The sequence below is a fragment of the Flaviramulus aquimarinus genome, from assembly GCF_039543205.1.
In the GTDB taxonomy this organism is placed as follows: Bacteria; Bacteroidota; Bacteroidia; order Flavobacteriales; family Flavobacteriaceae; genus Flaviramulus_B; species Flaviramulus_B aquimarinus.
In genome coordinates this window covers 97,237-116,713 of sequence record NZ_BAABJH010000006.1, presented here as the reverse complement: position 1 = coordinate 116,713, position 19,477 = coordinate 97,237, and the positions used below count along the sequence as shown (strand labels likewise).

At 31.1% G+C, this 19,477-nt stretch carries 17 protein-coding genes; 14 read left to right on the top strand and 3 right to left on the bottom strand.

The features are described 5' to 3' along the window. The first annotated feature begins 112 nt into the window (after positions 1-112). Complete coding sequence (locus ABD941_RS12045) at positions 113-2,281, top strand: endonuclease MutS2 (protein WP_345274390.1); 2,169 nt, start codon at positions 113-115, stop codon at positions 2,279-2,281. Between the two features lie 609 nt (positions 2,282-2,890). Here the strand turns inward: ABD941_RS12045 and ABD941_RS12040 are convergent. Next, positions 2,891-4,534 carry a thiol-activated cytolysin family protein gene (locus ABD941_RS12040; protein WP_345274389.1) on the bottom strand — a complete coding sequence of 548 codons (1,644 nt, stop codon included), beginning with the start codon at positions 4,532-4,534 and terminating at the stop codon, positions 2,891-2,893. 309 nt (positions 4,535-4,843) lie between these two features. On the opposite strand from ABD941_RS12040, the gene ABD941_RS12035 reads away from it, so the two are divergent. The 6 genes from ABD941_RS12035 to ABD941_RS12010 all read left to right on the top strand — a co-directional run bounded on the left by ABD941_RS12035 (position 4,844) and on the right by ABD941_RS12010 (position 10,788). Next, positions 4,844-6,724, top strand: coding sequence for a tetratricopeptide repeat protein (locus ABD941_RS12035; RefSeq protein ID WP_345274388.1), 1,881 nt, complete (start codon positions 4,844-4,846; stop codon positions 6,722-6,724). A 17-nt stretch (positions 6,725-6,741) separates the two neighbouring features. Then, complete coding sequence (locus tag ABD941_RS12030) at positions 6,742-7,161, top strand: thiol-disulfide oxidoreductase DCC family protein (protein WP_345274387.1); 420 nt, start codon at positions 6,742-6,744, stop codon at positions 7,159-7,161. Between the two features lie 422 nt (positions 7,162-7,583). Further along, a complete protein-coding gene (locus ABD941_RS12025) occupies positions 7,584-8,150 on the top strand; it encodes a Crp/Fnr family transcriptional regulator (protein ID WP_345274386.1) in 567 nt (188 codons plus the stop codon). 77 nt (positions 8,151-8,227) lie between these two features. Further along, entirely contained in the window at positions 8,228-8,866 is a 639-nt protein-coding gene (locus ABD941_RS12020; RefSeq protein WP_345274385.1) for a hypothetical protein, read from the top strand. 53 nt (positions 8,867-8,919) lie between these two features. After that, positions 8,920-9,468, top strand: coding sequence for a GrpB family protein (locus ABD941_RS12015; protein WP_345274384.1), 549 nt, complete (start codon positions 8,920-8,922; stop codon positions 9,466-9,468). Positions 9,469-9,672: 204 nt separating this feature from the next. Continuing rightward, positions 9,673-10,788: an adenylate/guanylate cyclase domain-containing protein gene (locus tag ABD941_RS12010; protein ID WP_345274383.1), complete on the top strand. Its 1,116-nt coding sequence runs from the start codon at positions 9,673-9,675 to the stop codon at positions 10,786-10,788. A 13-nt stretch (positions 10,789-10,801) separates the two neighbouring features. Here the strand turns inward: ABD941_RS12010 and ABD941_RS12005 are convergent, their stop codons facing one another. Beyond that, positions 10,802-11,473 (bottom strand): IS110 family transposase, encoded by a 672-nt coding sequence (locus tag ABD941_RS12005; RefSeq protein ID WP_345274382.1) that lies wholly within the window; start codon positions 11,471-11,473, stop codon positions 10,802-10,804. Between the two features lie 422 nt (positions 11,474-11,895). Between ABD941_RS12005 and ABD941_RS12000 the strand changes: the two genes are divergently transcribed. From ABD941_RS12000 to ABD941_RS11970, 7 genes are all read left to right on the top strand, one after another. Beyond that, positions 11,896-13,215: a serine hydrolase domain-containing protein gene (locus ABD941_RS12000; RefSeq protein ID WP_345274381.1), complete on the top strand. Its 1,320-nt coding sequence runs from the start codon at positions 11,896-11,898 to the stop codon at positions 13,213-13,215. A gap of 164 nt (positions 13,216-13,379) precedes the next feature. After that, a complete protein-coding gene (locus tag ABD941_RS11995; RefSeq protein WP_345274380.1) occupies positions 13,380-13,958 on the top strand; it encodes a sigma-70 family RNA polymerase sigma factor in 579 nt (192 codons plus the stop codon). 67 nt (positions 13,959-14,025) lie between these two features. Continuing rightward, the gene (locus tag ABD941_RS11990; protein ID WP_345274379.1) at positions 14,026-15,345 is read left to right on the top strand and encodes an NAD(P)-binding domain-containing protein; all 1,320 of its coding nucleotides are present in this window, start codon (positions 14,026-14,028) and stop codon (positions 15,343-15,345) included. 233 nt (positions 15,346-15,578) lie between these two features. Further along, on the top strand, positions 15,579-16,154 hold the full coding sequence (locus ABD941_RS11985) for a Crp/Fnr family transcriptional regulator (protein ID WP_345274378.1): 576 nt from the start codon (positions 15,579-15,581) through the stop codon (positions 16,152-16,154). A gap of 70 nt (positions 16,155-16,224) precedes the next feature. Continuing rightward, positions 16,225-16,854 (top strand): nitroreductase family protein, encoded by a 630-nt coding sequence (locus ABD941_RS11980; protein ID WP_345274377.1) that lies wholly within the window; start codon positions 16,225-16,227, stop codon positions 16,852-16,854. Between the two features lie 8 nt (positions 16,855-16,862). Next, a complete protein-coding gene (hchA, locus tag ABD941_RS11975; RefSeq protein WP_345274376.1) occupies positions 16,863-17,774 on the top strand; it encodes a glyoxalase III HchA in 912 nt (303 codons plus the stop codon). A gap of 422 nt (positions 17,775-18,196) precedes the next feature. Further along, positions 18,197-18,493 carry a Bor family protein gene (locus ABD941_RS11970; protein WP_345274375.1) on the top strand — a complete coding sequence of 99 codons (297 nt, stop codon included), beginning with the start codon at positions 18,197-18,199 and terminating at the stop codon, positions 18,491-18,493. Between the two features lie 432 nt (positions 18,494-18,925). On the opposite strand, the gene ABD941_RS11965 is transcribed toward ABD941_RS11970, so the two are convergent. Next, positions 18,926-19,348 carry a hypothetical protein gene (locus ABD941_RS11965; protein WP_345274374.1) on the bottom strand — a complete coding sequence of 141 codons (423 nt, stop codon included), beginning with the start codon at positions 19,346-19,348 and terminating at the stop codon, positions 18,926-18,928. Positions 19,349-19,477: the final 129 nt, after the last annotated feature.

Below are 19,477 nucleotides of genomic sequence, written 5' to 3'. Positions count from 1 at the left end.
AAGTTACCCAAACTGTTAATTAACTATTTATTAAGAAGGTTTTAACAGAGCAAACTATCTCAAACAGAATGTTTAACTTTGCGTTTCTTATTTCTATACGCTATACTAAATAATGATTCATATTCACGAAAAAACATTACAAGATTTAGAGTTTCAAACCGTTTTACAGCAGGTTAGCGAGCTTTGTATCACGCCACTTGGACATGAAAAAGCATTAGAGATTTTACCTTATAAAACAAAGAACGAATTACAAGTATCGTTACACCTCACTAACGAATATCTATCCTCTTTTTATAACGATAATCGTATACCAAATCATGGTTTTGACACCATTGCAAAAGAATTGAAGTTTTTGCGTATAGAAAACACCTATTTAGAGGTTCATGGCTTAAAAAAAATTGTAGCCATGTCTATTTCGGTCAATGCCATTGTAACCTTTTTAAAGAAATTTGAAGACTACTACCCCACTTTAAATCAATTTGCATCGCATATTGAAGTCACTAAAATACTTATTGAAAAAGTAGATGCTATTGTAGATCGGTTTGGCGATATAAAAGACAATGCCTCGAATTTACTTTTCGATTTACGACAATCCATAAACCGAATTAAGGGCAAAATAAACGCCAGTTTTAGCAGTGCATTAAATACTTATCATAATCTGGAATATTTAGATGATATTCGAGAATCTGTAGTGGACAACAAACGTGTTTTGGCGGTAAAGGCCATGTACAGACGCAAGGTTAAAGGTGCTATTATGGGCGGTAGTAAAACAGGAAGCATTGTTTATATTGAACCCGAAACAACACTACAATACTCTAGAGAACTCAATAATTTAGAATATGAAGAGCATGAAGAAGTTATAAGAATTCTAAAAGAAGTCACCGATTATATTCGTCCGTTTTTACCATTACTAGAAGATTATCAACGTTTTTTAATAGCCATTGATGTCATTTCAGCAAAAGCGAAATATGCAAAATCCATGAATGCTATCCTTCCTGAATTCTCGGAAGGCAGAACCATGTTTTTGCGAGATGCCTACCACCCATTACTGTATTTAAACAATTTAGAAAAGAAAGAAAAAACATTTCCGCAAACCATAGAACTAAAACAAGATAGCCGGATTATTGTAATTTCCGGCCCAAATGCTGGAGGAAAAAGTATTACGTTAAAAACCGTTGGCTTATTACAAGTCATGTTACAAAGCGGTATGTTAATTCCTGTACATGAACGAAGCAACGTTTGTTTATTTGATAGGATTTTAAGTGATATTGGCGATAATCAATCTATTGAAAACCATTTAAGCACCTACAGTTACCGCTTAAAGCAAATGAATTATTTCTTAAAGAAATGCAACAAGAACACCCTCTTTTTAATTGATGAATTTGGCACAGGAAGTGACCCCGAGCTTGGAGGTGCTTTGGCTGAAACTTTTTTAGAAGAGTTTTATCATCGAGAAGCTTTTGGGATTATTACAACCCATTATTCCAATCTAAAGATTCTGGCTAACGAGTTACCCAATATGCTCAATGCCAATATGTTGTTTGATGAGCGCACGCTAGAACCACTTTTTAAATTGGTTATCGGTCAAGCCGGAAGCAGCTTCACCTTTGAAGTCGCACAAAAAAATGGCATTCCGTATAGTTTAATCAACCGTGCAAAAAAGAAGATTGAACGTAGTAAAGTCCGTTTTGATGCCACCATTGCAAAACTCCAAAAAGAGCGCTCCAGGTTAGAAAAAACAGGACAGTCCTTAAAACTCAACGAAAAGAAAAAGATTGAAGAAGCTGATAAACTAGAAGGAATTAATGCAAAAATCCAAAAAAAACTAGAAAGCTATCAAGAATTGTATGACAGCAATCAGCGTTTAATTTATTTGGGGCAAAAAGTAAATGATATTGCCGAAAAGTATTTTGAAAATAAGCAAAAACGCGAATTAATGGCTGAGCTTTTTAAGGTTGTTCAAATAGAAAATTCTAAACGCAAAAAAGTTACAGCAAAACAAAAAAAGGCCATAAAAGCAAAAGAGACCCAAGTCAAACAAGAAGCTGAAAAGAAAGTAGCCGTAATTCGTAAAAAGAAAAAAGTCGAAAAACAAAAAGCCATTAAGGCTCCCAAACCAAAACCCATTTTAAAAATTGGTGACCGTGTACGCTTAGAAGACGGCCGTGCTATTGGAAGCATTGATAAAATCGAAAAAAACAAAGCCGTTGTAAATTACGGCATGTTTACGACCAATGTAAGTTTAGAGCAATTAGAATTGGTTGAAGCCGTTAAAAAATAAACCGTTTTCAGTCGCAGTCTCCTTTCAGTATCAAAAATATATTATTAAAACAGTTTAGAAAATAATTTTTGTTAATTACCTCATGTTAGCGATTTTAACTTACTTGGACGGATAAGTGCGTTAGACCTGCTTAGCTACGGTGTACTCACAAATATTGAGTGGTTTTTTTTCTCATGCAAAGGCGCAGAGGTGTAAAGCTATATCTACTACTGTGTAACATTGCCATCTTATAAATATAACTCATAAGACTGAATAATATTTATGTAAAAACTGGTATTGTAAATCAATAATAGGACTAAGAATGAGTTGTAAATCTATTTTAGGATTAAATATAAATATGTAAACTTTTTTAGGACGAGACATTATTCATATCTCTTCGCGCCTCTGCGCCTTTGTGCCTTTGCGCGAGAAAACAAAAAAAGATATGGGTACACTGTAGATTCTGTCGACAGACAGGGAATCTCATCATAATAAGATAATAGCTGCAGAATAAATTAATAAAACGAAAAGCCCGACCCTTTTGGGGAACGCCAAAAAATAACAATCGACACCAAGTTGTTGAATCTACAACTTTAGGTGCCGACTGTCTTACTAATTACTTAAAAAATATCATGGACACTTAAGAGCCCTTACAGTTACAGGTTTTAACCACTCCTTTTCAGCGATATAACATTTGTCATATAAACCACTACCACCGTTATGAATATAATTTCCTAATTCTTTTTTAAAATAACGTTGTTTATAATTTGTATCGACATTCCAATGTTTAATTTGATTACCTTCATCATCAGTTTCCTCTTCATCATCAATTTGCAATTCAATATAAATACGAATATCATAAGCACCAGGCGGTAATTGCATGCCTATGGTATTATCATAACTTTCATTTCGCTGCCATTTTTGGTTTCTTGTTACATCTGCATAGCTTTGAGAACTTTCTCCTGGGAGGTTATTTTTGTAGGTAAGACCAACTCTAAACCCATCATTTTTTGTATGATTATTAAACTCCATTCCAGGGTGTACTCTACCCGTTGTACTGCAAGTAACAGCTGAGTATTTTGTTGTGAAACCCATTTTAGCCAATGTATTATCTTTTAAATACCTGACTGTATATGAAATAGGAACCCCAGGGTTTTGTCTACTATACAATGCATTTTCTCCTTTAATTATTGGTTCTAAATCACCAAAATTTTCTGCCGACACCAATTCTGCTGCTACTGCAGCATTACCACCAATGGCAAAGGTTTTAATACTTGAATTTTTTAATATTTTATCTACTTTTATTTTAAGATCACCAGTAACATTGTTTTTACCTGCGGCATATTCAAAAGCCGATTTTAGTTCTGAATCTGATGCTTCTACAGTAGATTCCATTCTAAACATTATAATACGCCCGTAACTTACATTGTGTATATAAGCAGCTGGCTTATCATCGTTAAAAAAACCTTTTACTTCTTCTGTAGACACATTTTCACTAAACACATCGGATGGTTTAATTGGCTGATCCATAGAAATAGTATAAAACACTTGTTTATAAACCATCATAGCAACTCTTTTTTCAACGGTACTTTCGTAATCAAACTCTGCAGACACATCGCTCTTAGCCCATTGTGCATTTAAGCCTAACTCTAAACTCATCTGTTGTCTAGAATACATTGTAGTTGCTTCTGACGTAGAAAATGCAGCATTTCTATACCCAGCCTGATAAGCATTGGCATTCCACCACTCTAAAGCATCATCTATACCAGAATTAGTAGTAGTATTATTGGGTTTTTCAACATAAATATTACCGGCTTCACTAATTCCTGGTAAATCTAGACGTAATGTCATTGGCGCTCGGTTAATATTAATATTGGTTGGTGTGCCATTTTTTAATGATGCATCGCCATATACCAATGCTCCTGGCCAAATAACGCCTTTATTTGGATCTAAAATTGGGATATTACTAAAGTTGGTTTTTAAATCATAATTAGTGGTCGTACAAATAGTATTTGTATTTTCTCCATGTATATTTGTATCAGAATCAGATTCAGATTCCTTTTCTTTTTTTATAGGTTCAGAACCAGTATCTTCTACTCCCAACAATTCATCAGGATTGTAATTTAAAGATTTAAGATAAGCTTCTATATCTTCTGAAGTAGCAGCGCTACTTTCACCGACTTCATCTTTACTACATCCATTACTGGAAAGTAATATGATAATAAAAATTATACTGTAAAAAATACTTTTAATTGTTAATAGCTTTGTTTTCATGATTTCTATTTTTTTGTGATTCAACACTTCAAAACTAGATAGGAATACAACTTAAAACTAATTTTTAGCATAGACAAAGCATGGACAACCACATCAATAAAGATGATTAAACAACATGGACTACTCAAAAAGAAGACAAAAACAAATTAAATACAAGAAATTGATTTTCAATTTATTAACTAAAAAATAGAATTCAAATTTAGTAAAACAAGCATAGATTATTATGGACAAATCAATTTTCAAGTAATTAATAAAATATTCATCTGATTAATAAAAAATCTATCTTAGTAAAACCAAAACGACCTTTTCATGAAAAATGTATTAAAAATTATTTTTGTTCTATTTCTAGTTAGCAATTTCACAACTGCTCAAAATCAAAAATATATTGACAGTTTAAAAAATGAATACAATACAATGCCTGATACTTATAAAAAAGTACAAACATCAGCTAGATTATTTTACGCAGAAATCTATACTAATCCTAAAAAAGGGGCAATTCATGCAAAAAACTGTATTGACTTATCAAAGAAGATTAAATATGAATCTGGAGAAACAGTTGGTCATTTCCACTTAGGAGTATACTACGATTTAATTCATGATATTGACTCATCCGAATACCATTATAACAAAACCTCTGAGTTAGCAAAAAAGTATAATGATAGTGTAATGCTTCCAAAAGCGTTATCTGTTTTAGCAGGAATAGCTTTAGAAAAAGGAGATTTTAATAAAGCCATAGACTTACGTAATAAATCCTCCAAAAAATTTATTAAAAATAAAGACTATTTAAGCTATGGCGTTAATATTGGCAATAAAGCAATAATATACACTGAAAAAGGAGACTATAAAACTGCAATAAATGAGAGTTTATTAGCTTTAAGGGTTTTAGACACTATTCCAAGAGAAACATATAGAAAAGCAGATATAAATTCGCAGATAGGAGATATTGAAATACGAAGACAAAATTATAATGAAGCTTTAAAATATTATAATGAAGCATTAAAAGTTTATTTAGAATTAAATGACAATATATACGTGAGTAACTCATATATGAACATTGGGGATACTTACATTAAACTTAACAATAAAATTAAGGGTAAAGAATTTTTAGAAAAAGGACTAAAAATATCAAGAACTTATAATATAAAAGACAATATATATAAATCACTGACCGCTTTGTCTATACTATATAGTGATGAAAAGAAATTTGATAAAGCATTATCTTATTTAAAAGAGAGTGAGGAGCTTAGTAAAACTGAAAGTAATTCAACAGATTACTTATATGTTATTACAGAGACAGGAATAGTTTTAAGCAAAAAAGGAAATCATAATAAGGCATTAGAATACCTAAACCTTGCAGTAAAAAAAGCAGATTCATTAGATTCTAAATATCAATTAAAAACGGCATATTCAGCTAGAGCTGATGCTCAAGAAAGAGCTGGCTTCTTAAAAAATGCCCTAAAAGATATCAAAAGTTTTATTTCTGTTTCAGATGAAATAGACCATACTACAATATCAAAAGAAATAGAAGAACTAAAAACTATTTACAAAACCGAAAAAAAAGAAACTGAAATAGCTTTACAGGAAGCTGAAATAAAAACACTAAACACAAAAGCCAAAAATGATAAGTTAACTAAAACACTTTACGGTATTGGTATGTTTTCATTTATAGTTATAGCTGGGTTAATATATTTTGGTTTCAAACAACGTATCAAGAAAAACCAAATAGAACGCGAAAAACAAGAAGCTATATACAAACAAGAAATTGAATTTAAAAAGAAGGAACTTGCCACCCAAACACTGCATTTAGTCCAAAAAAACACATTTATACAAGAGTTAAAGGACAACTTGGTAAAAATTAAACAATCGCCTGAACTGTTTAAGGTTCAATTTAGACGCTTAGTTATGCTTCTTAAAAAAGAAAGTGCTGAGGATAAAGATTGGGAAGTTTTTAAATCTTACTTCTCCGAAGTGCATAATAACTTTGACCACAAACTAAAAGCTATTTATAAAGACATTAGCGAAAAAGAAATGCGCCTGGCTTCTTTTTTACGTATGAACCTATCTACTAAAGAAATAGCATCGATGCTTAACGTTTTGCCAGAGAGTGTTTTAAAATCGAAATACCGTCTTAAAAAGAAGCTTAAACTTGAAAAAAAGGTCGACTTAAACCAGTTCCTTAGTACATTGTAAAGTGGTATCTTTGCAATGTGCCTATAAATATCCCAAAACATAAAAAACTCATTCTTTTTGATGGTGTTTGCAACCTTTGCAACAGTTCTGTGCTGTATGTAATAAAGCGGGATAAAAAGAACCTATTTATGTTTGCAGCTTTACAAAGTGAAACAGGGAAACATATCATAGAAAAACACAATATAAACACCACTAAAGTCGATTCTATTATACTTTACAATCCAGAAAAAGGGATTGATTACAAATCTACAGCAGCTTTAAAAATAGCTTCAAAGCTAGGGTTTCCAACAAATATATTAGCTGTTTTTCTAATCGTTCCAAACTTTATAAGAAATTGGGTTTATGATTTTATTGCAAAAAATCGTTACAAATGGTATGGCAAAAAAGAGGCTTGTATGATTCCTACACCAGAATTAAGGAATAGGTTTTTAGAGTAATTGCTTCTGTTTTATAGTTCCAAAAATATTAGGATTCATTCCGTTTATTTTTATGATATTAATAACATTGTGTTTACCAAACACAAAATATAATAAAGTCACTTTTCTTTACTATGCATTTTGTATATAAACTAGTAAGCATATGTAATTTTAAGATAAAAAATACTCAAAAACCTACACAAAAATAAGATAAAACATAATATATTATATTATAATTCGGTCTTTTTTATATATTCGCATTAATTGCAATAGCTGGCACCATAGAAATCAACAATAAAACGATTATAAGTTCCTAAGATTATTTGTTGAAAAGTAATACATTGCATATATAAGCGATATAACAGCAACTTTATAGATAAAAAGTGCTGTTATACAATTGTTGCCATTAATTTTGAAGAAACATTTTGCTTAACATTAAACTTATGGATAAATCAATTTTGGAACTGCTTAAAAAGGCTGGGGAATTTTCCGAAAAAAATTCATTATTATTAACGAAAGAACTTCAATTCAAAAAGCTAAAGAAGGGTGAAATTTTATTAGAGAAAGGAAATGTTTGTTCATCTTTGTGTTTTGTTGTGTCTGGTAGCTTTTATCAATATAACATTGATTCAGAATTCAATAAAAATATCATCGACTTAAATATTGTCTATGATTGGGTAATAAATCATAAAAGCTTTACTACAAGAAAACCATCAGAATATTCGATTCAAGCTTTTGAGAACAGCACATTCTATGAAATTTCAATGGATGCTATTCATAAACTAATTGCTCAATCACAATCCTTTCTACAAATGGGCAAAATCTTAGAAGAATCTACCTCACGAATTGATTTTTTTGACAACAACAGTACACCTGACGAGAAGTATGACCACATATTAAAAAACAAACCCAATCTTATTCAATATTTCCCACAAACAATAATTGCTTCTTATCTCAAAATAACCCCAGAAACATTAAGTAGAGTCAGAAAAAGACTTTCCAAAGAGTAATTTATTTCTTGATTTCAATCAAGTGCTAGTTTTTCACAATCCTACGATATTTGTTCTTTAACCTAAAGAACAAAAAAATGGAAAACAATTTTTACAAAATCACAGGACTATCTCTAACAATAGGCTCATTTTTAGCCATTACTACAATGATAATACATCCTGCAGGAGGTAATATCGAGCATATTATTGAATTATCTAAGCCATTACAATTTACGCACTCATTAGCTATTTTTTGTTTACCATTTATTCTTTTTGGTTTTTATGGTTTGACTCATAAACTTTCAGATAAATGGAAAATATCAACTTTAGCTTTTATAATAATAGGATTTGGACTTGTAGCAGCTATGCTTGCAGCTTTATTTAATGGTTTAGCATTAACATTTTTTCTAAATCAATATTCTGATAATTTAGAACAAAATATTACTATTGTTAAACCTATTGTTAGTTATGGCTTTGCTATAAACAAAGGATTAGATTATATTTTTATTGTGTCTTTTTGTTTAGCAATTGCTATTTATTCTTTGATTATAATTTTTTCAAAAAAGCTTCCTAAATTAATTGGATACCTAGGGATTACAATTTTGATTTTTGCGGTAATTGGTGCGGCTACAAACTTTGTGTTTACAAGTCATACAGGCTTCAGAATATTTGTTTTTAGTATTGCAGGTTGGATTCTATATTCAGGAATATCGTTAATAAAACCTAAAAGGCAATAAAAAACAAAAGTAGGAATGTATGTTTTTAGATAAATATGTATATTAAAAAAACTATGTTAATTGAAAAATATACTACTGATTGGATTAAAGATTTTACAGATCTAAAAAGCGAATTAGATAAAGGTTTGTTCGGTCTTAAATATAATATTGAACACGTTGGTAGTACTTCTGTACAAAATCTTGATTCAAAACCGATTATTGATATTGATATTATTTATCAAAGCAAATCAGACTTTAAAAAAATAAAATCTAGATTAATGCAAATTGATTATTTTCATAATGGAAACCAAGGAATTGATAATAGAGATGTTTTCAAACGAAATAAAGGTTCTGTAAATAAAATTTTAGATAGTATTAATCATCATCTATATGTTTGCTTAAGTAATAGTCAAGCATTAGAAAGACATCTCTTATCAAGAGATTTTTTAAGAAAAAATGATTGGGCTAGATTAAAATATCAAAAAATGAAATATGAATTAGCAGAAAAGGCTAATCAGGACAAAAAAAAGTATGCTGAATTAAAAGAATTAAATGTCAATAAATTCATCGATAAAATAATAGATGCGGAAAAAACTAATGGCAACAACGTATATAGCTCATAGCTGGTCAGTTGCTTTGCCCAAAGTTTCTGGCGTATTTGGAAAGTCGCCAAATTTTTAAATTTGACGATTTCCAAGAAAAAAATAAATAGTAAAATTTAAAAATCTGGCTTGTTCTTAAACCGAAAATTATAGTTTAATTTACACGCTACGACCCATATACAAAACCGTTAGCAACAAGTTGAATCAAAATCTGTTAGAATTTAATTGATTATTCCAAAACTTAAAAGAAATATTAAACGAATTATTCCATTTGGATTCATCTGGTTGATGTTTGGTCTAATCTTTTTATTTATTGAGCATTCTGCAACAAAAGACTTCGATTACACAGTGAATGGAGTAATAAAATTGGACTATCGAGTTGTTTTATTTGCTTTACCTGTTGTAACTATCGTTGGACTAATAATTGGAATTATTGAACTTCTTTTTATAAATCGATTATTTTCAAAAAATAGTTTCTTATTTAAAATAATTGGAAAACTAATAATATACTCTTTGTTTCTGTTCATTATAATTTGCTTTACTTATCCAGTAGCAGCTAGCATTGAATTAAAAACAAATATCTTCGACAAAAAAGTTTGGAGTAAGTTTACAGAATTCTTAAATAGTATTAGCTTTTTAAGTACTAGCTTTCAAATGACTGTATCATTAATTTTTGCACTTTTTTATAATGAAATTAGTGAAAAAGTTGGAAGCAATGCATTTTTGAATTTTATTGTTGGAAAATATCATAAACCAAAATTAGAAAGTAGAATTTTCATGTTTCTTGATATGAAATCCTCAACAACAATAGCAGAAAAAATTGGACATCTCGAATATTTCAATCTTCTTAAAGACTATTACAATATAATATCAGACGCAGTAATAAATTATTCAGGAGAAATATATCAATATGTCGGAGATGAAATGGTAGTTTCTTGGAAAACTTCTAATAGTAAAACAGACAACAACTGTATTCATTGTTTTTTTAAAATGAAACATGATTTACAAAAGCAAAAAAAGAAATTTATTGATAAGTTTAATGAACATCCAACTTTCAAAGCTGGAATTCACTTTGGAGAGGTCACAACTGGTGAAATTGGAAAAATAAAAAAAGATATTGTTTTTACAGGAGATACCTTAAACACAACTGCAAGAATTCAAAGCTTATGTAATGAATTTTCTGCGGATCTTTTAATCTCTGAGAATTTATTAAACATATTAGATTTGGATACTGATTTTTCAGCTATATTTCTAGTTAACCAAAAATTAAGAGGCAAAGAAAAATCTATAGATTTATATACTATTGAAAAAAAACCAGTTGCTAACAAAGAACTGAGTTAAAAAACAAGCAATATTAAGCTAATCTAGAAACAAAGTTTTCATCATAAGGTCTTCCAGATTTTGCAATAGCAAATGCCTGCTTTAATAACTTATTTGCCACTGCAATTAACGCTAATTGATGTTGCTGGTCTTGTTTCACTAAATCTAATAGACGCCCCTCTATGGCTGCAATCTCTTTTTGTAAATGCTTGACATTACGCTTTAACGAACGATACACAAACTTTGAAGGTATTCCTAAGGTTTCTTCGCCATGTAGTTTATTCTTTGATGCCGTACGCTGTTTTAGGTAACTGTCCAGTAATCTAAAGAGTTGCAAGCATTCACTCTGCACTTCATTTAAGGCTGTGTAAAGTGGAACATCATTCATTTGTCCATACTCACAAATAGCTTTAGCATCACTCTTATCTGTCTTTACTTTGGCCAACTTCATCTGGATAAAGCGTTTTACTGATAACGGATTTACTACCGATACTAAAACACTTGATTTAAATAAAAACTGAGCCAAACGATAATGATAATATCCTGTGGCTTCCATGACTACTAAAGCTTCTTTTGGTAAGCTTTTTAAGAAAACATTAAAGCCTTTTTCATCATTTTTAAATTGATTATGTCCAGACTCTGAACCATAAACATCAAAGACATCTTTACTTATGTCTAATCCATAAATTTCACTATATTTATTCATAAGAATTGAATTTTGGAAAGAACGAGCTACTGACGTTTCAACAACTTGAAATCGAGATCTAAAGTCTCACAGAACTGAACGAAATCTTAGTAGTAAAAGAGAGAGGGTTATCAATGTTGTCGAAGTCTAAAGCTTCACCGTATATACTAATCTTATTTCTCTCTTTTGTTCTTTCTATTAGTTATATAATTTAATGAAAGACAAACTTAAGCCGTATATAACTCATAGCTAGTTAGTTGCTTAAGCGAAGTTAAGACATGTTTGGGAAGTCGCCAATTTTTTAAATTTAACGATTTCCAATAAAAAAGATAAATAATAAAATTTAAAAATCTGGCTTGTGCTCAACCGAATAAATATCGCTAATTTGCACGCTACAAGCCATATACAAGACCGTGAGTCATTAAACTAAAAGAAGACATGGAATGAAATTATCTTTGATTTTACCTGTAATAATTATCACGTTTATATTTCAATCATGTAAGAATGAGAAAAGAGAAATTAGCTTTGAAAAATTTAAATTCTCGTTACCCGAGGTAGTAGGAATGAATTCGGATTCACTAGCCAAAATTGAATCTATGGTTTTGGAATTTACTAAAGCAGATAAATTTCCTGGAGCTGTCACATTAATTGCTAAAAACGGAAGGATAATTTACGAATCAGAGGTTGGTTGGTCTGATTCTGCAAAAACAAAGCCTTACAGAAAAAATAATCTGTTTAGACTAGCCTCAATGACCAAGCCTATAACATGTGTAGCTACTATGCAGCTAATAGAAAAAGGTTTAATTAAATTAAGTGACCCTGTTAGCAAATACATTCCTGCATTTAAAGAAACAGGCGTTTTAGACTCATTTAATAGTATAGATACAACATGGACTATTAAACAACCTAAAAACCCCATAACTATCCACCATCTTCTAACTCATACTTCTGGAATTCCTTATTTCTGGAGTCCTACAAGTTATTCTTTTGGTCCACCAAATTACATGGGTATCTTTAAAAAGTTAGGAAATATTCCAGCATTAACGCCTTCTGACACTGCTCGTAACTTAACTGAATCAATGAATAAACTAGCAAAAGTACCACTTGCATTTGAACCAGGTACGAGATGGGAATATGGATTAAATATGGATGTACTTGGAAAGGTTATTGAGGTTGTTTCAGGAATGGAACTTGATGACTATGTTAGAGAGAATATATCAAATCCTTTAGGAATAGAAAAATTGGAATACTTTTTCCCTGATTCATTAGCTAAAGACTTGGTTCCGCTGTTCTGGGCTGATGCTAATGGCAAGATGCAACCAGCTGTGCCAAATCCAGTGTTTAATTTAAATTATCCTATACAAAACACTCAAAAATACTTCGCTGGCGGTACTGGAATGAGTGGAACTGCTAGGGATTACTATCTTTTTTGTCAGGCAATGCTTAATGATGGTATGCTAGGGGAAGCTAAAATTCTTGAATCTGAAACTGCCAAAATGATACATCAAAACCAAATTGATACTATCAACTACCCTTGGGGGCCATACAAGTTTGGGTATGGTGTTGATATAGCCGATAATCACCCTATTAAGCCCGACGGTGTATATCATTGGGATGGCACATTTGGCACAACCTTCTGGATTGACCCAAACAATGATTTAATAGTTATTCAATTGAGACAAACTGGTGGAAACATCCCTGCTATTGGTGAAATGAATGAGAGTCTGGAAAGGATTGTTTACGGAGCGTTGAAAAAAAATTAAATTTTCACTGGCAAAACGCCTCACAACAAAGGCTATAGGTCATTACTTCTCACTTTCCTCTCAGAAAGTCTTCGCAAATTTGCTATCTTCGGTTTACGGTGGAAAATCCTTGCGGATTTTCACGCAACGAAACCATAGCCAAACCGTTGTAGCTAATTAATATAATGATGAATATTAAAAATTATAAAGAAGTCTCATCTCTTTGGATAGAATATAAAAGTGGATTAAAATATTATATTTTAAAAAAGATTAAAAATGAAGATCTAGCTGATGAATTATCCCATGAGGTATTAATGAAAATTTACAAATCCTGCTGTTCTGGGAATGAAATAAAAAATATTAGATCATGGATGTATCAAATTGCCCACAATACAGTGATCGATCATTTAAAGAAGGAAAATAAATTCGCAGATGAAGTCACAGAAATACTTGGAGTAGATAAAAATAACACCTATGAAGATGTTGAAGAATTCGTAGAGCCACTAATAAAATTATTACCTGAAAAATATTCTGCGCCACTTATATTATCAGATATAAAAGGAATTAATCAGATCGAAGTTTCAAAAAAAATGAATCTGAGTTTAACGGCCACTAAAAGTAGAATTCAACGTGCAAGAAAATTATTGAAAGAGAAAATTATTGAATGCAGTAACTTGGAAATAAATGCCAAGGGAAACCCTATTTCCATTGAGATTAAAGCAGATTGTGAACCCCTGCAAAAAAATTCGAGAAAAAATAATTGATGAATTTTGCGTCTTTTTATATGTGAATTAGTCTTGGTTATGATATTAAATCTAAAACTAAGAAATAATGAATAATCACGATTTACCAGTAGCAATAATTGGAGGAGGTCCAGTAGGTTTGTCCGCAGCCGCACATCTTAAAAAAAGCAATCAACCATTTATTCTTTTTGAAACAGGAAGTCAAATTGGCGCCAATATTTTAAAATGGGGACACGTAAGGTTGTTTTCACCTTGGGAATATAATATTGACAAGGCAGCAGAAACCTTATTACTAGAAGCGCAATTACCAATTCCAAACAAAGCAGATGTCCCTTATGGAAAGGAACTCATTGAAGATTATTTAAAGCCACTTGCAAATTTACCAGAAATTAAAAAAAATATTCATTTGAATTCGAAGGTAATCGCCATTGGAAGAAGCGGTTTAGATAAAATGAAAGATGCCAAGAGAGAAGAACTTCCATTTTCTATTCAAGTTATTGAAAATGGCAAGTATAAGCTGTATGAAGCTAAAGCAGTAATTGATGCTTCGGGTACTTGGCAAAGTCCAAATCCAGTAGGATCTGGTGGAATATTTGCCCTTGGTGAAGTGGATATTAGATCCCAAATATATTATGGTATGCCCGATATCAATGAAGCAGATGAGGATAAATATGCCAATAAAACTACTTTAGTCGTGGGCGGAGGACATTCGGCTATTGGGACTATTTTAGCATTAAATGATCTTATCCATAAATATCCAAATACAAAAATTCATTGGGTATTGCGAAAAAGGCAAGTTAGTGATGTGTATGGTGGTCAAGAGGCTGATAAGTTTAAGGCAAGAGGTGCTTTAGGTATTCAAATTGAAAAATTGGTGAATTCAGGAGCTATTGAGATTCATACGCCTGTGCATATTCATGAAATTGAAAAAAATAAGGACCAATTAGTAATTAAAGGCTTAAAACACAAAGACACTTTTGTTTTGGAGGGTATAGATGAAATAATTAGTAATACAGGCTCTCGTCCCGATTTTAATTTCTTAAGAGAAATTCGCTTTGACTCAGATGCAGCTCTTGAAAGCGTTCCTAAGCTGGCTAATTTAATTGATCCAAATATTCATAGCTGTGGTACTGTAAGACCACATGGAGAAGCAGAATTAAGGCAAAAGGAAAAGGATTTTTATATCGTTGGGATGAAAAGCTATGGACGTGCTCCCACCTTTTTAATGACTACAGGTTATGAGCAAATAAGATCAATAGTCGCTTTCATGAACGGTGATTTTGAAAGTGCAAAACGAGTAGAATTAAATTTACCAGAAACTGGTGTTTGCAGCTCAGGAATCAGTACGGCAATTAAAGAAACTGAGGTCAAAGTAAAAAACAGCTGCGCTGCTACTTGTGGTGTATAAATTAATAGTTATCCTAATATTCTATTTAGTTACCAGCAATTTACTTAATAAAAGATATCAAACGGAGTGGAAGTATTAATGAAAGACAAACTTAAGACGTGTATAATTCATTGCTAGTACAAGCGTACTTACGAAAATCCTTGCGGATTTTCTATTCGGTTTGTATTTACTAAATTAGTTGCTTAAAACGCGCAACAAACCATATACAACAACGTTGGCGGTAATTTGAAAATATGAAAGAACTTTTAGATTATTTTAAAAATACGGTTTCAGTTTCACCTGAAATAGAAAATAAACTAAACGAAATAATAAAAGAGAAAAACTTAGTTAAAGGAGAACAAATCCTAACTGACAACTCATTAAAAAAGGAACATGTTTTTGTTGTAAGTGGTTGTTTACGTTCTTTTTTCAAAACGGAAGACGGAAAAGAACACACAATACAGTTTGCCATTAAGAACTGGTGGATAAGTGATTACATAACACTTTATACAGATAGCAAATCTGTTGTCTCCATCGAAAGCCTAACACATTCTAAGGTTTTAATAATCGATAATTCTAAAGTTGAAAAATTTTATCAAGAATTCCCTCAATTTGAAATCATTCAGCGTAAGAATCTTGAAAAACGGATTTCTGCTCTTCAAAAACGAATTTTAAGTTTATTAGCACTATCTGCTGCTGAAAAATACAATCAGTTTATTGAAGATTATACTGAATTCGAAAAAATAATCCCTAACTATCAAATTGCCTCATATCTAGGTATTACTCCTCAGAGTCTAAGCAGAATTAGAAAAGAAAGAATCAAAAACTAATTTATTACCATAGATTCATATTTACGTTTTAATTATCATTTACTTTTGTACGATAATTAAAAATATGACAATGAGTTTTTTAGACAAATTAAATGAACGATACGCTACTAAAGCTATGAATGGCGAAGTAGTTCCTCAAGAAAAAATAGATAACATTTTAGAGGCCATTAGGTTAGCACCAACATCGAGTGGATTACAACCTTTTGAAGTTTTTGTAGTTACAAATGATGATACTAAATCTAGTATCAAAGAAATTGCTTGGAATCAATCACAAGTTACAGATTGCTCCCATTTATTGGTATTTGCAGCTTGGGATAATTATACGGTATATCGTATTAATTATATGTTCGATTTAACAAACGAAATAAGAGGATTTAAAAATGAAGGTTGGGAAAACTATCGTCAAATGTTGTTAGATGGTTATCCTAAACGTGATCCTGAAACGAACTTTGAACATGCTGCAAGACAAACCTATATTGCATTTATGGCTGCCATTACCCAAGCTGCATACGAAGGTTTAGATAGTACACCAATGGAAGGATTTGATTCTAAAGCATTAGATAAAATTCTAGGATTGCGCGAAAAAGGATTACGAAGTACACTTCTATTACCAATAGGCTATAAAGACGCAGATAAAGATTGGTTAGTCAACCTTGTAAAGGTTAGAAAACCAATGGAGAAATTAGTAACATTTATATAAATCAAACCATGAAGAGAAAAATAATATTAATAATTGTAAGCATCATCATACTAGCTTTTATTGTCTTATACTTTACATCGAGACCAACAGAAACTGAAGACGGATCTTATATTCCATCACCATTAGCATTAAAATTAGCAACATCTCCAACTACGGATTTTGATAATACTGTTTATGAAAATAAGTACACTGGAAATAAAAAGGTGTTAATGATTTGCACAGAGCAGAAAAACATGACCATGGCTAATGGTAAAAAGTTCTCAACTGGAAATCATCCTGTCGAAATACTTTTACCTGTGCTACATTTAAGAAATGCTGGCTTTGAAGTAGATGTTGTAACACCTAATGGCAAACCAGTAGTTATAGAACAATGGGCAATGCCAGAAAATGATGAACATGTAAAAGCAATATATGTTGAATTCAAAAGTAAATTTGAAAATCCAGGAAGCTTATCAGATTTTGTTTCAAACACAATGAGTGAAAGTACAGATTATGCTGCCATATTTATTCCTGGAGGTCATGGAGCAATGCTAGGACTACCAGAAAACAATGATGTGAATAAACTAATAAACTGGTCGTACAATAATGATATGTTTACTCTTGCTATTTGTCATGGTCCAGCAACATTATTAGCAGCTGGCTTAAACAGCAACAAAGATGATTATGTATATAAAGGTTATAAAATTGCTTCATTTCCAGATGCTGTGGATGAGCAAGGACCAATGATTGGTTATACACCTGGTCATATGCCATACAAGTATGGAGAAAAGCTAAACAACTTGGGAGTTACAATCATCAACGAAGAAGCTGACAATACAGTTCATAAAGACCGAAAATTAATTACAGGAGCTAGTCCTTTAGCTGCTAATGATTTTGGGAAATTAGCCGCAACCGAATTACTTAAAGAAGTAAATAAATAAAAACTACCGCCAACAAGTGTATAAGTAATAGCAACTTGAGTTTTAATTCAAGTCGCTATTACTTTTTATTTTGTAAATTACTTTCCGAAAAAGTAGTGTTTTTAATTCGCTACTACTCATACACAAATACGTTAACAATTATGACCATGTACTGAAATAAGGCTCATAATTTCAAATAATTATATATAAAAACTTACTTTTCTCGAGATATTGTGTTTTAATATTGTAACTATGTACTTTTTGTAATCGGCTTGATTTAGCAATTTTACATAATTCAATAAATAATCATATCTATTTAAGTTTAAAATTTATAATCTATCGACATAACATTAGATAATAATTTCTAGGTATAAAAATAGGCATTGTAAAAAATACCCACACGCGACTCAAAGAGAGTATTATATAAATTTAAAATATAAAAAATGATTAAAAAAACAATGAAAATGATGTCAGTTGTATTTGCAGCATCAATGTTATTAACTTCTTGCTATTCGTACACAAGTGTTGTCGGTAGTGGATCTCAAGGAAACAATCAAACAACTAAATGGAATCATTACGTGATTTATGGTTTAGCACCAGTTGGCGTTTCTGATTCAAAACAAATGGCTGATGGAGCGAAAAATTATACTGTCCACACTAGACAATCTTTTGTAAATGGATTAGTTTCCGCAATAACTTTTGGGATTTACACACCAACGGTTACTACCGTTACAAAATAATCACTTTGAAAAGAAGAAGGTCTTGTCTTTAGACCTTCTTCTTAACTAAAGAACACATATGAAAAAGATTTTTTTTTACATCTCAATAATCATTTCTCTAGTCTTACTAATTAATATAATTTCAATTATTGTCACTGATATGCAGAGATTAACTGAATATGGCTTTGGGTATTTAACAGGGAAGATTATATTGTTTTTTATATTTATTTCTGTTGGTTTTTTAACTAGAGAAAACATTTTCAATAAGAAAACTGAATAAATTTAAAAAAGTACTGTTTACAACACCGGCTATAGTTCAGCGTGGCGACGGTGTAAAAAACGAAAGTAAAACCTATATTTAACCTGATTTCTCTGCGGAATAGTCCTGCGGACGATTCCACGCCGAAACCATAGCCAAACCGTTGTTGTAGTACATTTAAAAAAAAGCGAAGTCTAAAATGAAAACACTATAGAAAAGCCTGTATAGTTTACCTTATTATCAAATCCAACTGCCCCATTTTGTAATTGAATTTTTGCCTTTTCTTTGTGTTTACCTTTTGCAATAAATAGAGGAATACTGCTCAGAGTAGTAGCTGCTCCTAAATAAGATAACCAAAGACCTTTGTTATTATTTGTGTTGTCATCACTAAAAATATTATTCAAATCCTCGCTCACATTAATTCCAATTCCTGCAACAATCATAGCTATTCCTCCACTTAAAGTTATCCATGCAGCTGTATTGTTTGCTTTCTTTTTACTAATATGAAAATCATATATTTCTTGAGGAGATTGATCTTTTTCCTCTGTCAAAACTTGTCCTAGGGAAATGTTAAAAAACCATAAACAAAAAATCAAAATAATTAGCCTTGTTTTCATAGTTATATTGTTTTAATATTAAGATTACAACTAAATATAGGTTACAACTAAATATCGTTTAAGGCAATGATATTTATCATTATAGTCAATTCATAGAACGAAACAGAAGCCTTTAATGAAAAATTATTT